This window comes from Azospirillum sp. NS33, assembly GCF_059703765.1.
Window position 1 is genome coordinate 45,472 of record NZ_BAAKJB010000001.1, and the last position, 16,116, is coordinate 61,587.

The 16,116-nt window shown below is 69.7% G+C and carries 11 protein-coding genes; 3 read left to right on the top strand and 8 right to left on the bottom strand.

Translation table 11 applies throughout. The features are described 5' to 3' along the window. Positions 1–71: 71 nt before the first annotated feature. The gene (gene gltB, locus AC6H2I_RS00205) at positions 72–4,619 is read left to right on the top strand and encodes a glutamate synthase large subunit (protein WP_497498455.1); all 4,548 of its coding nucleotides are present in this window, start codon (positions 72–74) and stop codon (positions 4,617–4,619) included. Positions 4,620–5,001: 382 nt separating this feature from the next. On the opposite strand, the gene AC6H2I_RS00210 is transcribed toward gltB, so the two are convergent. Next, on the bottom strand, positions 5,002–7,074 hold the full coding sequence (locus AC6H2I_RS00210; protein ID WP_497498456.1) for a methyl-accepting chemotaxis protein: 2,073 nt from the start codon (positions 7,072–7,074) through the stop codon (positions 5,002–5,004). Positions 7,075–7,324: 250 nt separating this feature from the next. Here AC6H2I_RS00210 and AC6H2I_RS00215 point away from each other — a divergent pair, with 250 nt between their 5' ends. After that, positions 7,325–7,789: a GNAT family N-acetyltransferase gene (locus AC6H2I_RS00215; protein ID WP_497498457.1), complete on the top strand. Its 465-nt coding sequence runs from the start codon at positions 7,325–7,327 to the stop codon at positions 7,787–7,789. Positions 7,790–7,815: 26 nt separating this feature from the next. Here AC6H2I_RS00215 and hemA read toward each other — a convergent pair whose 3' ends face one another. From hemA to AC6H2I_RS00230, 3 genes are all read right to left on the bottom strand, one after another. Then, the gene (gene hemA, locus AC6H2I_RS00220) at positions 7,816–9,030 is read right to left on the bottom strand and encodes a 5-aminolevulinate synthase (RefSeq protein ID WP_497498458.1); all 1,215 of its coding nucleotides are present in this window, start codon (positions 9,028–9,030) and stop codon (positions 7,816–7,818) included. A gap of 207 nt (positions 9,031–9,237) precedes the next feature. Beyond that, positions 9,238–10,692 (bottom strand): TrkH family potassium uptake protein, encoded by a 1,455-nt coding sequence (locus AC6H2I_RS00225; RefSeq protein WP_497498460.1) that lies wholly within the window; start codon positions 10,690–10,692, stop codon positions 9,238–9,240. 103 nt (positions 10,693–10,795) lie between these two features. Next, entirely contained in the window at positions 10,796–12,196 is a 1,401-nt protein-coding gene (locus AC6H2I_RS00230) for an aspartate aminotransferase family protein (protein ID WP_497498461.1), read from the bottom strand. Positions 12,197–12,354: 158 nt separating this feature from the next. On the opposite strand from AC6H2I_RS00230, the gene AC6H2I_RS00235 reads away from it, so the two are divergent. Further along, positions 12,355–12,987 carry a glutathione S-transferase family protein gene (locus tag AC6H2I_RS00235; RefSeq protein WP_497498462.1) on the top strand — a complete coding sequence of 211 codons (633 nt, stop codon included), beginning with the start codon at positions 12,355–12,357 and terminating at the stop codon, positions 12,985–12,987. Positions 12,988–13,000: 13 nt separating this feature from the next. On the opposite strand, the gene AC6H2I_RS00240 is transcribed toward AC6H2I_RS00235, so the two are convergent. The 4 genes from AC6H2I_RS00240 to argJ all read right to left on the bottom strand — a co-directional run bounded on the left by AC6H2I_RS00240 (position 13,001) and on the right by argJ (position 15,991). Beyond that, positions 13,001–13,669, bottom strand: coding sequence for a glutathione S-transferase family protein (locus AC6H2I_RS00240; protein ID WP_497498463.1), 669 nt, complete (start codon positions 13,667–13,669; stop codon positions 13,001–13,003). A gap of 76 nt (positions 13,670–13,745) precedes the next feature. Beyond that, positions 13,746–14,192 carry a (deoxy)nucleoside triphosphate pyrophosphohydrolase gene (locus AC6H2I_RS00245; RefSeq protein ID WP_497498464.1) on the bottom strand — a complete coding sequence of 149 codons (447 nt, stop codon included), beginning with the start codon at positions 14,190–14,192 and terminating at the stop codon, positions 13,746–13,748. Continuing rightward, positions 14,189–14,746: a GNAT family N-acetyltransferase gene (locus AC6H2I_RS00250; protein WP_497498465.1), complete on the bottom strand. Its 558-nt coding sequence runs from the start codon at positions 14,744–14,746 to the stop codon at positions 14,189–14,191. Before AC6H2I_RS00250 ends, AC6H2I_RS00245 begins: the two co-directional genes overlap by 4 nt. A 6-nt stretch (positions 14,747–14,752) precedes the next feature. Next, positions 14,753–15,991 carry a bifunctional glutamate N-acetyltransferase/amino-acid acetyltransferase ArgJ gene (gene argJ / locus AC6H2I_RS00255; protein ID WP_497498466.1) on the bottom strand — a complete coding sequence of 413 codons (1,239 nt, stop codon included), beginning with the start codon at positions 15,989–15,991 and terminating at the stop codon, positions 14,753–14,755. Between the last annotated feature and the right edge of the window lie 125 nt (positions 15,992–16,116).

Consider the following 16,116-nt stretch of genomic DNA (forward strand, 5'->3'; position numbering starts at 1 on the left):
GCCCAACCGGAAGAGACCGGCACGGGGCCGAAACGGCGACCGGTGCCTTCGACCATCGAAAGGGTCCACCCATGACCGAGATGCTGAACCAGGGTGAGCAGTTCGTCGCCGAGTATCGCGCCAACGTGGAGCGGCTGACCGGAGCCAACGCCTACGACCCGGCCGACGAGCGCGACAACTGCGGCGTCGGCTTCATCGCGGCCATCGACGGCAAGCCGCGGCGCTCGGTCGTGGAGAAAGGCATCGAGGCCCTGAAGGCGGTGTGGCACCGCGGCGCCGTCGACGCCGACGGCAAGACCGGCGACGGTGCCGGCATCCACGTCCAGGTGCCGCAGAAGTTCTTCAAGGACCACGTCCGCGTCGTCGGCCACACCCCGCCCGACAACAACCTGGCGGTCGGCCAGGTCTTCCTGCCGCGCATCAGCCTGGACGCGCAGGAGGCCTGCCGCTGCGTCGTCGAGACCGAGATCCTGAACTTCGGCTACTACATCTACGGCTGGCGCCAGGTGCCGATCAACGTCGACATCATCGGCGAGAAGGCCAACGCCACCCGGCCGGAGATCGAGCAGATCATCGTCGGCAACGCCAAGGGCGTGTCGGACGAGCAGTTCGAGCTGGACCTCTACATCATCCGCCGCCGCATCGAAAAGGCGGTGGCGGCGGAGCAGATCACCGACTTCTACATCTGCACCCTGTCGTCCCGCTCCATCGTCTACAAGGGCATGTTCCTGGCGGAGCAGCTCACCTCCTTCTACCCCGACCTGCTGGACGAGCGGTTCGAGTCCAACTTCGCGCTCTACCACCAGCGCTATTCGACCAACACCTTCCCGACCTGGCCGCTGGCCCAGCCCTTCCGCATGCTGGCCCACAACGGCGAGATCAACACGCTGAAGGGCAACGTCAACTGGATGAAGGCGCACGAGACCCGGATGGAGCATCCGGTGTTCGGCGCCCATGTCGACGACATCAAGCCGGTGATCGGGGTGGGCATGTCGGACAGCGGCGCGCTCGACAGCGCGTTCGAGGTGCTGACCCGCGCCGGCCGCTCGGCCCCCATGGTCAAGATGATGCTGGTGCCCGAGGCGCTGACCCTGACCGCGACCATGCCCGAGAGCCACCGCTCGCTGATCCAGTACTGCAACTCGGTGATGGAGCCGTGGGACGGCCCGGCGGCGCTGGCCATGTACGATGGCCGCTGGGTGGTCGGCGGCATGGACCGCAACGGCCTGCGGCCGATGCGCTACACCATCACCACCGACGGGCTGATCATCGGCGGGTCCGAGACCGGCATGGTGAAGATCGACGAGACGCGGGTGGTCGAGAAGGGCCGCCTCGGCCCCGGCGAGATGATCGCCATCGACCTGGCCGAGGGCCGGATGTACCGCGACGGCGAGGTCAAGGACCGGCTGGCCGCCGAGAAGCCGTGGGGCCGCTGGGTGGCCGCCACCACCCAGCTCGACACCCTGGTGAAGAACGCCTCCACCAAGGGCGAGCCGGTGGAGATGGACAAGGCGCACCTGCGCCGCGCCCAGATGGCCTTCGGCATCTCCATGGAGGACATGGAGCTGATCCTGCACCCCATGGTGGAGGACGCCAAGGAGGCCATCGGCTCGATGGGCGACGACAGCCCGATCGCCGTCCTGTCGGAGAAGTACCGCGGCCTGCACCACTTCTTCCGCCAGAACTTCAGCCAGGTCACCAACCCGCCCATCGACAGCCTGCGCGAACGCCGGGTGATGAGCCTGAAGACGCGCCTGGGCAACCTCGGCAACATCCTCGACGAGGCCGAGGTGCAGTGCAAGCTGCTGCAGCTGGACTCGCCGGTGCTGACCACCGCCGAGTTCCGCGCCATGCGCGCCCACATGGGCGACACCGCGGCGCTGATCGACGCCACCTTCCCGGTGGACGGCGGCCCCGACGCCCTGCGCGACGCCCTGCGGCGCATCCGCCAGGAGGCCGAGGACGCGGTGCGCGGCGGCGCCGAGCACCTGATCCTGAGCGACGAGGGGATGGACCCGGCGCGCGCCGCCATCCCGATGATCCTGGCCACCGGCACCGTGCACACCCACCTCGTGCGCAACAACCTGCGCACCTTCACCTCGCTCAACGTCCGCTCGGCGGAGTGCCTGGACACCCATTACTTCGCGGTGCTGATCGGCGTCGGCGCCACCACGGTCAACGCCTACCTCGCCCAGGAGGCGATCGCCGACCGCCAGCGCCGCGGCCTGTTCGGGCAGACCAGCGTCGAGGACGGCGTGCAGCGCTTCAAGAAGGCGGTCGACGAGGGGCTGCTGAAGATCATGTCCAAGATGGGCATCTCGATCATCAGCTCCTACCGCGGCGGCTGCAACTTCGAGGCGGTGGGGCTGAGCCGCGCCCTGGTGGCCGAGCATTTCCCGGCCATGGTCAGCCGGATCTCCGGCATCGGCCTCAAGGGCATCCAGAAGAAGGTGCTGGAGCAGCACGCCATCGCCTTCTCCGAGGACGTCGTCACCCTGCCGGTCGGCGGCTTCTACAAGTACCGCAAGTCGGGCGACCGCCACGGCTGGGAGGGCGGCATCATGCACACCCTCCAGAAGGCGGTGACCGAGGACAACTACACCCTCTTCAAGAAGTACTCGGAGATGGTGCACGGCCGCCCGCCGATGCAGCTGCGCGACCTGCTGGCCTTCCGCTCCAACAAGGGGGCGGTGGCGATCGACGAGGTCGAGTCGATCACCGCCATCCGCAAGCGCTTCGTCACCCCGGGCATGTCCCTGGGCGCCCTGTCGCCCGAGGCGCACGGCACCCTCAACGTCGCCATGAACCGCATCGGCGCCAAGTCCGACAGCGGCGAGGGCGGCGAGGACCCGGCGCGGTTCCGCCCCGACAAGAACGGCGACAACTGGAACTCCTCGATCAAGCAGGTGGCATCGGGGCGCTTCGGCGTGACGGCGGAGTACCTGAACCAGTGCCGCGAGATCGAGATCAAGGTGGCCCAGGGCGCCAAGCCCGGCGAGGGCGGCCAGCTCCCCGGCTTCAAGGTGACGGAGATGATCGCCCGGCTGCGCCACTCGACGCCCGGCGTGACCCTGATCAGCCCGCCGCCGCACCATGACATCTACTCGATCGAGGATCTCGCCCAGCTCATCTACGACCTCAAGCAGATCAATCCCGAGGCCAAGGTCTGCGTGAAGCTGGTGGCGCGTTCGGGCATCGGCACCATCGCCGCCGGCGTGGCCAAGGCCAACGCCGACGTGATCCTGATCTCCGGCGGCTCCGGCGGCACCGGCGCCAGCCCGCAGACCTCGATCAAGTACGCCGGCGTGGCCTGGGAGATGGGCCTGTCGGAGGTCCATCAGGTGCTGACCCTGAACCGCCTGCGCCACCGCGTCCGGCTGCGCACCGACGGCGGGCTCAAGACCGGGCGCGACATCGTCATCGCCGCCATGCTGGGTGCGGAGGAGTACGGCATCGGCACCGCCAGCCTGATCGCCATGGGCTGCATCATGGTGCGCCAGTGCCACTCCAACACCTGCCCGGTCGGCGTCTGCGTCCAGGACCCGACCCTGCGTGAGAAGTTCACCGGCACGCCGGAGGCGGTGGTCAACCTCATCTCCTTCCTGGCGGAGGAGGTGCGCGAGATCCTGGCCCAGCTCGGCGCGCGCTCGCTGAACGAGGTGATCGGCCGCACCGACCTGCTGCACCAGGTCAGCCGCGGCGCCGCCCACCTCGACGACCTCGACCTCAACCCGCTGCTGGCCCAGGTCGACCCCGGCGAGAACGCGCGCTACTGCACCATGCAGGGCCGCAACGAGGTGCCCGACACGCTGGACGCCCGCATCGTCGCCGACGCCCGGCCGCTGTTCGAGGAGGGCGAGAAGATGCAGCTCTCCTACACCATCCGGAACACGCACCGCGCCATCGGCACGCGGCTGTCGTCGATGATCACCCGCAAGTTCGGCATGTTCGGCCTGCAGCCCGGGCACATCACCGTCCAGCTGCGCGGCACCGGCGGCCAGTCGCTGGGCGCCTTCGCGGTCCAGGGCATCAAGCTGGAGGTGTCCGGCGACGCCAACGACTACGTCGGCAAGGGCCTGTCGGGCGGCACCATCGTCGTCCGGCCGACCACCTCCTCGCCGCTCAAGACCAATGAGAACACCATCATCGGCAACACGGTGCTCTACGGCGCCACCGCCGGCAAGCTGTTCGCCGCCGGCCAGGCCGGCGAGCGGTTCGCCGTGCGCAACTCCGGCGCCCAGGTGGTGGTCGAGGGCTGCGGCTCCAACGGCTGCGAGTACATGACCGGCGGCACCGCCGTGATCCTCGGCCGGGTCGGCGACAACTTCGGCGCCGGCATGACCGGCGGCATGGCCTTCGTCTACGACGAGGAGGCGGACTTCGCGCGCCGCGTCAACGACGAGAGCGTCACCTACCAGCGCATCGAGGTGCCGCACTACGAGGACCAGCTGAAGCGCCTGGTCGAGGAGCACGTGGAGGAGACCCAGAGCCTCTTCGCCCGCGAGCTGCTCAACGACTGGGAGCGCGTGCGCCAGCGCTTCTGGCAGGTGGTGCCCAAGGAGATGCTGAGCCGGCTGGAGGTGCCCGTCACCCTGCCGAAGGCCATTCCGGCGGAGTGACGGGAGGGCCGGGGCGCGACGAGCGGCGGTCAGGGAGCCCTGGCCGCCGACGTTGCGCCTGTTGCCGGACCGGACGGCGCGGCCTCGGCATCCGCATCCGCGTTCCCCGTCGGCGCGCCATCCACTCCCCGACCGCCGATCCCTGCCGCGCGGCACGGCATCGGCAATCGGCCGCTTCGCGAGTCGCTTCCCCGCCTGACCGGCCCGATCGACGGACCCGCGCTGCCCGCACCCCCCGGATTGCGCGTTCGACGTGCGCGGCCGCTGGGTGACAGCGCCCGAGGAACGCCGCCACCGCCGACTCGCTCGTCCGCCGCAACGCCGACCGCTCGACCACGGAGCCCATGCCCCGTCACGATCCGGCGATCCGGTGATCCGGCGATCAGGCCGCGCGGATCTCGGCGAGAAAGCGCTCAACCTCCGTGCGAAGCTGATCGGATTGCCGGGAAAGCTCGGAAACCGCCACACCCACCTCGTTCGCCGCCAGGCCGGTCTGGGCGGAGGCTTCGTTCACCTGGGCAATGTTGTTCGAAACCTCCTGGGTTCCGGCGGCCGCCTGCGACGCGCCCCGCGATATCTCGCCGGTCGCGGCAGTCTGCTCTTCGACGGCGGCGGATATCGTCGTGGTGATGTCGTTGATGGATTCGATGGTGGTTCCGATTCCCCGAATGGCACTGACGGCCTCACCGGTCACCGACTGCATCGACGAAATCTGTGCGGAGATTTCGTCGGTGGCCTTGCTGGTCCGGGAGGCGAGGCTCTTCACCTCGGACGCGACGACGGCAAACCCCTTCCCCGCTTCACCGGCACGCGCCGCCTCGATCGTTGCGTTGAGCGCCAGCAGATTGGTCTGGCTGGCGATGTCGGCGATCAGGTCGACGACCTCGCCGATCCGGGTCGCGGCGTCGGCCAGACCCTGAACGGTGGCGTTCGTCTGCCCGGCTTCGGTCACGGCCTGGCCGGCAGTGCGGCTCGAACTGATGACTTGGCGGGCAATCTCCTGGAGCGAACTGCTCATCTCCTCGGCGGCCGATGCCACGTTCTGGACGCTGGCCGACGTCTGTTCCGCTGCGGTTGCCGTGGCCGCGGACTGCCGGCTGGTCTCCTCGGAGATCGCCGCCATGTTCTGCGCCGTGCCGTTCAGCTGGTTCACGGCGGCACCCACCGAACGCAGGATGGCGCCGACGGCGCTGTCGAAGCCGGCGACCAGCCGGTTGACCGTTTCCATCCGCGTCTCACGGGCCGCCTGCTCCGTGCGCTGTTGTGCCTCCAGCGCCCGCCGGCGCTCGGCGTTGTCCTTGAACACCTGGACGGCCTTGGCCATCGCGCCGATCTCGTCGCGACGCTCGCGGCCGTCCACGTCCACGCTCAGATCGTCGTCGGCAAGCCGGGTCATGGTCCCGGTGATGCCGACCAGAGGAGCGGCGACGCCCCGCTCGAAGAACCAGGTGACGTACGCCATCGCCGCAACGACCATAAGAATCGCTGCGATCATCATGTTGCGGGTGAATGCATAGAGCTCGTCACCATATTCGCTTGCCTCCTGACCATAAGCTTCGTCCAGCGCGACGAGATCCGCGAGAGTTGCCGAGAAAGAGTCGAATTTATCCTTTTCTTTGATGAAAACCTGAGAAGCAGCTTCATTTTCATTGTTTTTTGACAACTTCATCATTGCAGCGCTGGAGTGGAGATACTCACTCCACTCCCGCTGCACCTTGACGATCCCGCTGTGCTCTTTCTCATCGAGGTCAAATCCGGCGTACATGGCGAGTTTGCTCTCGACGTCCCTTTGTATCCTCTCGATGTCGCCTTCCACCGCCGCCATTGTGGCCGGTGCGGTCGCCAAGATGTGAGTCGCTTCGGCAAGGCGATGGTCCGAGGTCGCCGTGTTGGCAGCGCCCAGAATCGTCCCCTTCTTCATCCACACCCCGGCCAGTATTGTTGACTGTTCGTTAATGACCGACATCCTATTGATCGCAAACAAACTCATCGCCAAAATTACGGCCATCAGCACACAAAGAGCCAGCCGCATGCGAGTCCGCAGAGTCCACCACCCCATACCATTTACTCCCCAATAATCAATGGAAGTCCCACCAACCTTTTTATTGTATGTATCTGTAAATAAATAATGAACGTCGATTTTTTGACCGGGAGGGGCCCCGTAACTTTTGTTTCTCCAACATGAAATTTTGAGAATGATGATTTGTAAGATGTTTAGTCGTTTCAGAGATAAGCATCCAATGTGCGGACGGCGGCCCTGCCTGCCCCCAAAGGCGGGGCCGCGCGGCGGATGGCCGCTCAGGCCATGGCGTGGCTCGCCGGTCACCTGCGGGCTGCCCGTCGCCGGCATCGTGGCTCGGTGCCCGTCCCCGACTCTCCCGAGATCGGCTGATCGTTGCCAAGGCAATGATCGCGCCCCGCGGGTCCAAGCCCCCGGACACGATCTCGAATCCATTGGCGGCCCGGCAGCGCCGCATCACGGTCCGGCGTTGCGAGAACCGGCTCAAGCGCCCGGCCGACGAGCGCGCCGAGGGGTCGCAGAGCCACGTCGCCCGCAAGCCTCTCAATTGGGGACGTTCCCAATCACGGCGGCGCGGAAGGCCGGCCGCGGATTTCCTCGGTGGTGCCATCCTTGCGGCCTACACAGCCGCCGCCGTCCCGGATAGTGTTGGTGGGGTGGGAGAGATCGGTCGCGGAGAAGGCGCATGGGGCTGTCGCTCGCACGGGGATCGCAGTTGCGCACGCGTCCGGCGACCTGGGGCGACGGGCCGCGCTGCGCCGAGATCTTCCTGCACGGCCGCCGGGCCGCCTCGCCCTGGCAGCCGCCGGAGCGCTTCCGCCTCGACGATTATTTCGATTGTGTGGAGGATGACGAGGTCGTGGTCGCCGAGGTCGACGGGTGGGTCGTCGGCTTCGCCTCGCTCGATCCGCGCCACCGCACCTTGCACACCCTGTTCATCGACCCGCGCTGGCGCCAGCGCGGCATCGGCAGCGCGCTGCTGGCCGAGGCGCTGGCCCGCCTCCCCACCCCCGCCGAGCTGACCTGCGCGGCCCGCAACGCCGCGGCGCGGGCGTTTTACGAACGCCACGGCTGGGTCGTCGTTCCCGAGGCGACGGGAGCGGCCGACCCCCACGTGGTGTACCGCCGCACCGCGCCGCCCACCCCGTGACCGCCCCCCGGTGACCGCCCGGCACCTCAGGCCGCCAGCTTCAGCTCCAGCGCGTCCCAGACATCGCGCAGCGCGGCGACGAGGTGGGCCATCATGGCGTCGTCGTGCAGTGGCGTCGGGGTGAAGCGCAGACGCTCGGTGCCGCGCGGCACGGTGGGGTAGTTGATGGGCTGGACGTAGATGTCGTGGCGCTCCATCAGCAGGTCGGACGCCCGCTTGCAGCGCTTGGCGTCGCCCACCATGACCGGCACGATGTGGCTGACGCTGTCCATCACCGGCAGGCCGGCCCCGGCCATCAGCCGCTTCAAGGTGGCCGCGCGCTCCTGGTGGCGGGTGCGCTCGGCCTGGCTGGCCTTGAGGTGGCGGATCGAGGCCAGCGCCCCGGCTGCCAGCACCGGCGCCAGCGAGGTCGAGAAGATGAAGCCATTTGCGTAGGAGCGCACGCAGTCGATCAGCGCCGACGACCCGGTGACGTAGCCGCCCTGGACGCCGAACGCCTTGCCCAGGGTGCCCTCGACGATGGTCAGCCGGTCCATCGCCCCGTCGCGCTCCGCCACCCCGGCGCCGCGCGGCCCGTACATGCCGACCGCGTGCACCTCGTCGATGTAGGTCATGGCGCCGTGGCGGTCGGCAACGTCGCAGATGGCGTGGATCGGCGCGATGTCGCCGTCCATGGAATAGACGGATTCGAACGCCACCAGCTTGGGACGCTCCGGATCCGCCTGGGCCAGCAGCTGCTCCAGGTGCTCCGGGTCGTTGTGGCGGAAGATGTGCTTCTCGGCGCCGGAGTTGCGGATGCCGGTGATCATCGAGTTGTGGTTCAGGGCATCGGAGAAGATGATGCAGCCCGGCAGGATGCGGCCGATCGTCTGCAAGGTGGCGTCGTTCGACACGTAGCCGGAGGTGAACAGCAGCGCCGCCTCCTTGCCGTGCAGGTCGGCCAGCTCGCGCTCCAGCAGCACGTGGTAGTGGTTGGTGCCGGAGATGTTGCGGGTGCCGCCGGCGCCGGCGCCGCATTCCTCCAGCGCCCGGTGCATCGCCTCCAGCACCGTCGGGTTCTGCCCCATGCCGAGGTAGTCGTTCGAGCACCAGACGGTCACCGTCCGCTCGCGCCCGCCGCCGTCGCGGAAGGTGGCACGCGGAAACTCACCGGCGTGCCGGGCGAGATCGGCGAAGACGCGGTAGCGCCCCTCCTGCTTGAGGGCGTCGATCTGGGTGCGGAAGAAACGCTCGTAGTCCATCGGGCAAATCCGTTCGACATCGTCGGCGCCGCCGCCGCCGGCCGGGCCATGGTGGGCCGGCGGCGAAGGAGCCACAGAGAATGCATGATCGTTGCGGGACTGCCAACCGGCATTGACCTCGGTCAAAGCCGGGCGGACCCGCTGACATCAGCGTTACCTACTATACGCGACCCGAACCGATCGCGCCACCCGTGTGGCGGTGCCGGTTCACTGCCGCCAGAAGGTCGGGTTGAAGAGCACCAGGACCGTGAAGAACTCCAGCCGGCCCAGCAGCATGCCCGCGGACAGCAGCCATTTGGCGGCGTCGGGCAGCGGCGCGAAGTTGCCGGCCGGGCCGATGATCGGACCCAGGCCGGGGCCGACGTTGCTGATGGCCGTGGCCGCCCCGGTCAGCGCCGTCACCAGGTCGAGGCCCAGCGCCGCCAACAGGATCATGAAGATGAAGATCAAGGCGATGTAGACGAAGCCGAAGCTCATCACCGATACCATGCTGTCGGCGTCCACCGGCTTGTTGTTGTAGTGGAGCGGCAGCACCCGGTGGCGGCTGAACAGGCGGACCATCAGCACCCGCATGACCATGAAGAGGATCTCGAAGCGGAAGATCTTGATGCCGCCGGCGGTCGAGCCGGTGCAGCCGCCGACCAGGGTGAGGGTGAAGAACACGGCCAGCGCCAGCGGCCCCCACAGGCTGTAGTCGGCCGAGGCGTAGCCGGTGGTGGTCACCACCGAGACGACGTTGAAGGCGGTCAGCCGCAGCGCGTCGCCCAGCGGGATGTCGCCGGCCCGGGCCAGCCACAGCCCCAGCGCGAGCGACACCGCCGCCAGGAAGGCGACGTACCAGCGCACCTGGGTGTCGCGCCACAGCGGCCCGGCGTCGCCACGGGCGAGGCTGATGAAGCGCACGAAGGGCATGCCGCCGGCCGCCATGAAAACCACCAGCACCCACTCCACCGCCGGGTTCTGCCAGCCGGCGACCGAGGCGTCGCGGGTCGAGTAGCCCCCCGTCGACACCGCGGTCATGGCGTGGTTGACGGCATCGAACACCGACATGCCGGCCAGAGTCAGGGCGGCGACGCAGGCCAGCGTCAGGGTGACGTAGACCCAGGCCACGGCGATCGCCAGGTCGCCGGCCCGCGGCACCACCTTGTCGGAGCGGTCGGAGGATTCGGAGCGGAAGAGCTGCATGCCGCCGACGCGCAGGAACGGCAGGATGACGATGCCCATGCCGATGATGCCCACCCCGCCCAGCCATTGCAGCAGCGAGCGCCACAGCAGCAGCCCCGGCGGCAGCCCGTCCAGGCCAACGATGACGGTGGAGCCCGTGGTGGTCAGCCCGGACATCGCCTCGAAGAAGGCGTCGGTCACCGAGAGCTGGGTCTTGGAGACGATGAAGGGCGCCGCGGAGAACGCGCTGACCACGATCCACGCCAGCGTCGTCAGCAGGAAGGCCTGGCGCAGCGACAGGGCGACCTCCGACGTCCGGTTGGTCAGCACCAGCAGCACGCCGAAGAACAGGGTCAGCGCGGCGGTGGTGGCGAAGACCATCCAGTCGGAGTTGCCGACCGCGAAATCGACCGCCATCGGCAGCAGCATGGCCAGGGCCACGATGCTGACGAGGGCGCCGACGATGTAGAGGACCGGGCGAAGATCGATGCCGACCACGAAGCCATCCCGCGGTTGCGTGGCAACCTGTATCCCAGCCGCGGCGGCCAGGGTCAAGCCGGCGCCTGCACGGCGCCCGCTCGTCCCCGCCGCCGTTGGCCGGTCAGCCCTTGAGCAGCGGCAGCGCCGCGTCGAGCGAGCGGCCCATGCGCTCGAACATGGCGTCGATGTCGTCCTCGCCGATGATCAGCGGCGGGCAGAACGCCACCGTGTCGCCCATGGCCCGGGTGATCAGCCCGTGCTCCTGGTTCAGGGCGTTGACCCTGGCCCCGGCCGCGCCCGCCGGGTCGAAGGGGGCGCGGGTCTCCTTGTCGGCCACCAGCTCCACCGCGCCGATCAGCCCGATCCCGCGCACCTCGCCCACCAGCGGATGGTCGGCGAAGCGGCGCAGGCCGGCCTGGAAGCGCGGGGCCACGGCGCGCACATGGCCCAGCACGTCGCGCTCCCGGTAGATCTTCAGCGTCTCCAGCGCCACCGCGGCGGCCACGGGATGGCCGGAATAGGTGTAGCCGTGGCCGAAGGTGCCGATCTTCTCGCTCTCCGCCACGCAGGCCTGGTAGATCGCCTCCGACACCATGACCGCGGAGATCGGCACGTAGCCCGACGACAGCGCCTTGGCGCAGGTCAGGATGTCGGGCTTCAGGCCGAAGGTCTGGCTGCCCCAGTCGTTGCCGGTGCGCATGAAGCCGCAGATCACCTCGTCGGCCACCAGCAGCACGTCGTGCTTGCGCAGCACCGCCTGGACCTTCTCGAAGTAGGTCGCCGGCGGGACGATGACGCCGCCCGCCCCCATCACCGGCTCGGCGAACAGCGCCGCCACCGTATCCGGCCCCTCGGCCAGGATGAACCGGTCCAGGCTGTCCGCCAGGCGGGTGGCGAAGTCCTCCTCGCTCTCCCCGGCCTCGGCGAAGCGGTAGTGGTGCGGGCAGTCGGTGTGCAGGACGCGCGCGATCGGCAGGTCGAAGTCGCGGTGGTTGTTCGGCAGGCCGGTCAGGCTGGCGGTCGCCACGGTGACGCCGTGATAGCCCTTCTGGCGCGCGATGATCTTCTTCTTCTCCGGCCGGCCCAGCGCGTTGTTGTAGTACCAGATCAGCTTGATCGCGGTGTCGTTGGCCTCCGAGCCCGAGTTGGCGAAGAACACCTTGGACATGGGCACCGGGGCCATGGCGATCAGCGCCTCGGCCAGGTCGATGGCCGGGTCGTGGGACTTGTGGCCGAAGCTGTGATAGGTCGGCAGGCGGCGCATCTGGCGCACCGCGGCGTCGATCAGCCGCTCCTCGTCGAAGCCCAGCGACACACACCACAGGCTGGCCAGCCCCTCGATGTACTCTTTCCCCGAATCGTCCCAGACGCGCACGCCGCGGCCGCGCTCGACCACCAGCGGCCCGGCGGTTTCGTGGACCTTGAGGTTGGTGTAGGGGTGCAGGACGTAGGCCTTGTCGCGGCTCGCCGCCGAGTTGCCCGCCGCCGCCGCGCCCGCCGCTGTGGTGTCCGTACCCGTCATCGTCTCGGTTCCCGGTTCGCTGTCGCTGGAGCGGCCGCCCCGAAGCGCGCCGCGGGGCGCGATGCTACACCGCCGCCGCGCGCTGGACAAAGCGCCGCCGTCGTGCACCCTGGGCAACGCCGTCCCGCGGCGCCGTCATCGATCGGGGAATCCACGCCATGTACCGCCTCTACCACATGCCCAGCAGCGCCAGCATGGCGCCCCACATCGTGCTGCGCGAGATCGGCGCCGCGCACGAACTGGTGACCCTGGACCGGGAAAGCGGGGAACACCGGGCCGACGCCTACCGCCGTCTCAACCCCCACGGCCGGGTGCCGACCCTGGTCGACGGCGACCTCGTCGTCTACGAGTCCGCGGCCATCTGCCTGCACCTGGCCGACCGCCATCCCGAGGCCGGGCTGGCCCCGCCGCCGGGCAGCGACGGGCGCGCCCATCTCTACCAATGGCTGGCCTTCCTGACCAACAGCGTGCAGGCCGAGGCGATGCTGTACTTCTACCCCGAACGCTACGTCGCCGCCGGCGAGGCCGGCCGCCTCAAGGCGGTGGTGGTCGACCGGCTGGCCGGGATGTTCGCGCGGGTCGACGCGGCGCTGGAAGGGCGGGCCTGGCTGGTCGGGGAGCGATGCTCGGTCGCCGACGTCTATCTGCTGATGGTGGCCCGCTGGACCCGCCACATGGACCGTCCGGCCCGGGATCGCCCCAACCTCGGCCCCTTCCTGGCCCGCATGATGGAGAGGCCGGCGGTGCGCGCCGCCTTCGCCGCGGAGGGGCTGGCGGAGCCGCACTACTGACCCCGCGGCGCGCTCAGAAATCCAGGTCGGCGTAATGGCGCGGCGGCGGGCAGCCGGGCAGGCTGTCGGCCAGCACGGCCCGGAAGCTGGGCCGGCTCTTGAGGCGGGCGTACCAGTCCTTGGCCTCGTCGTTCTCGTCCCACGGCACGTCGCCGAGGTAGTCGACGCAGCTCAGCTCCGCCGCCGCGGCCAGGTCGGCCAGGGAGAAGAAGGATCCGGCCAGCCAGGTCCGCCGCTCCGCCAGGAAGGCGATGTAGTCGAGGTGGTAGTGGATGTTGGCCAGCCCGGCGCGGATCGCCGGGGCGTAGGGCTGGCCCTGGCTGGACACCCGCTTGATCAGCTTCTCCACCACCAGGTTCTCGGTGACCTCGCGGTCGAACTTGCGCATGAACCACTGCACCAGCCGGCGCACCTCGGCGCGCCCGGCCACCTCCGGCGGCATCAGCGGCTGGTCCGGGTAGGCCTCCTCCAGGTACTCCAGGATGGCGAAGCCGTCGGCGATGACCGTCCCGTCCTCCTCCACCAGCACCGGCACCTCGGCCGACGGCGACAGGGCCAGAAAGGCCTCGCGGCGCTCCCACGGCTTCTCGATCACCGCCTCGAACGGCAGCCCCTTCTCGGCCAGTGCCACGCGCACCAGCCGCGACAGCGGGGACAGGGGATAGTGGAGGAGGGTTCGCATGGCGGGCGGACTGTACCCCATGGGCTCGCAACCGCACAATCGACCGGATGGGAGCCCGTCGACCGGCGCGTCCAGCTTACAGCAGGTCGCGCAGCATGGCCACCAGGGGGACGTCGGCCGGCGGCATCGGGTAGGCCCCCATGCGGCCGGGATAGACCCAGGCCAGCTCCTGCCCCTCCAGCGCCGTCACCGTGCCGTTCCAGACCCGGCAGACGTAGAGCGGCATCAGCAGGTGGAAGCCCTCGTAGCGGTGCGAGGCGAAGGTGAAGGGGGCGAGGCAGCTCGCCGCGGTGTCGACGTCCAGCTCCTCCTTCAGCTCGCGCACCAGGGCGGCCTCGGGGGTCTCGTCGGCGTGCACCTTGCCGCCGGGGAACTCCCACAACCCGGCCAGCGGCTTGCCCGGCGGGCGGCGGGCCAGCAGCACCCGGCCGTCGGTATCGATCAAGGCCACCGCCGCCACCAGCAGGACGGGAACCGAGCCCGGCGCCGGTGTGGAGGAGGGGTCGAAGCAGGCCGTCGTCATGGCACGGGGTCTCCCGGTGAGGTCCGCCAGCGGTCCGCGGACAGCGCCCAGTGGTGCGCCGGCATCACGCCGCCGCGCAAGGCGAAATCGTGGTCGCGCACGCCATCCGCGACGAAGCCGAGGCGTTGCAGCAGGCCCCGGGACGGCGCGTTGTCGGGATGGGTGCAGGCCCACACCCCGGCCAGCCCTCCGGCGCCGAACGCCCAGTCCAGCACCGCCCCGGCCATCTCGGCGCCGAGGCCCCGGCCCTGGTGGGGGCGGCCGATCCAGTAGCCGAGCTCGCCGCTCTCCAGCGACAGGGAGATCCCGCCCACCGGGGCGCCGTCATCCCGCCCCACCGCCAGCAGGTCCAGCGACCGGCCGGCGGCGCGGTTGGCGGCGCACCGGTCGCGCCAGGCCGCCCCGTCGCGGGCGGTGTAGGGGTGCGGCACCCGGGCCAGCCAGCGCGCCACCGTCCAGTCGTCCAGCAGCCGCGCCACGCCCGGCAGGTCGTCGTCCCGGAAGGGGCGCAGCCCGAGCCGGGCGCTGGCCAGGGAGGCCGGCAGGACCGGCATCGCGCCTCAGCTCCGGTAGCTGCCGTTGATGTCGATGTAGCCGTGGGTGAGATCGCAGGTCCACACCGTGGCCCGGCCGTCGCCCAGGCCGATGTCGACGGCGATGTCGATCTCCCGGCCCTTCATGTGGGCGACGACCGGCGCCTCGTCGTAGCCCGGCACCTCCATCCCCTCGGCGCAGATCAGGGTGCCGCCGATGGTGATCGTCAGGAGGTCGCGGTCGGCCCGCTCGCCGGCCTTGCCGACGGCCATGACGATGCGGCCCCAGTTGGCGTCCTCGCCGGCGATCGCGGTCTTCACCAGGGGCGAGTTGGCGATGGCCAGGCCGATGCGCTTGGCCGCGCGGTCGCTCTCGGCGCCCATGACGCGGACCGCCACGAACTTGGTCGCCCCCTCGCCGTCGCGCACGATCTGGTGGGCGAGGTCGAGCATGAGGTCGTGGAGGGCCGCGCGGAACTCCATGAGCCCGGGGTCCTCGGAATGGGTGACCGGCACGTTGCCGGCCGTGCCCGTGGCGAACAGCAGCACGGTGTCGGAGGTCGAGGTGTCGCTGTCGACGGTGATGGCGTTGAAGGTGGTCTCGGTCAGCCCCGACAGCAGGGCCTGCAGGGCCGGGGCGGCGATGGCCGCGTCGGTGAAGATGTAGCCCAGCATCGTCGCCATGTCCGGCGCGATCATGCCGGAGCCCTTGCCGAAGCCGCTCAGCGTCACCGTGGTGCCGCCGATCCGCGCGGTGCGCGTCGCCCCCTTGGCGAAGGTGTCGGTGGTCATGATGGCGCGCGCCGCCCGCTCCCACGCGTCGGGGGTGGCGGCGAAGGCGCCGGCCATCCCGGGCAGCACGGCGGCGATGGCGTCGGCCGCCAACGGCTGGCCGATCACGCCGGTGGAGGCGACGTAGACCTCCTCGGGCGCGCTGCCGGCGATGGCGGCGGCGGCGCGCACGGTGGCCTGCACGGTGGCGTCGCCGGCCTTGCCGGTGAAGGCGTTGGCGTTGCCGGCGTTGACCACCAGGGCGCGGGCGAAGCCGTGGGGCAGCGCCATGCGGCACCACTCCACCGGGGCCGAGGCGGCCAGCGAGCGGGTCAGCACGCCGGCCACCGTGGTGCCGGGGTCGAGCACCGCCAGCAGCAGGTCGTCACGCCCTTTGTAACGGATGCCGCTGTTGGTGGTCGCCAGGCGCACGCCGGACACCGGGGCGAGCGTGGGGAACGCGGCGGGGGCCAGGGGGGAGACGGGAAGTGCCATCGCGGGTGATCCTGGAACCTGAAGGGTCGGGTCCGCGCCGGCGCCGGCGCGGCGGCACAAGATAGTCAGCGCGGGCGCCGATGAAAACGGCTTTCGCGGAGGGCTGCGGGGCCGGCCCCGTCCCA